This is a genomic window from Psychrobacter sp. Ps1, assembly GCF_022129425.1.
Taxonomy (GTDB): domain Bacteria; phylum Pseudomonadota; class Gammaproteobacteria; order Pseudomonadales; family Moraxellaceae; genus Psychrobacter.
Map to the genome: position 1 here is coordinate 1 of NZ_JADQAN010000032.1, position 616 is coordinate 616.

At 41.9% G+C, this 616-nt stretch carries 1 pseudogene; it reads right to left on the reverse strand.

Annotated elements, in window-relative coordinates:
- Window positions 1–131: 131 nt before the first annotated feature.
- Window positions 132–616: pseudogene (locus I3249_RS12365) on the reverse strand (DNA polymerase III subunit gamma/tau); the annotation flags it as partial.

The window sequence follows — 616 nt, forward strand, 5'->3', positions numbered from 1 at the left end:
TTGTATTCTTGGTCGAAAACAATAGATTAGTGAGGTGCTCTTCTTTTTTCAATCACTTTCGAAGTTGAGAGTGGGGTGTTCAATATATAAATATACTTTTAGATATTTTGAGCAAACACTGCTCTAAAATCTCAATACAGCTGTACTTTACCCATTTTACCCTCACCACGTTCAGTTAAATACTGCATTACTGGTGTTTTTAGTAATTTCGTTTCAGCAACGGTTTTCGCTTGCTCTAAACGTTTTTTCTGTCGGCGCTCTGGGGTTTTATCTTCGGTCTGCATAATACTACTATCAATTTTCAAGTCAATGTCAGCTTGCGTAAATTGCTGTTGTAGCTTAGCTGCCAATTGCTGAAAAGTGACCTGCAAATGCTTACTATCGACACTAGTCAAAAACGTGGCTTTGCCATTGCATTGACCAGTCATTGTACCTTGTCGTGCCAGTGCTAGCTCATCTTGTGCCAATACCTCGCTTTCACGAGCCGTCTGTAACCAGTAGTCCCACTTTTCTGGGTTCCACTCGCCTGTCAGTTCTTGAGGTGGACAACGCAGCAACGTACGTGGGTCTTCATCAGAGTGTGCTGTTAATTGAGAATCATTTGCGCCAGGCTCAA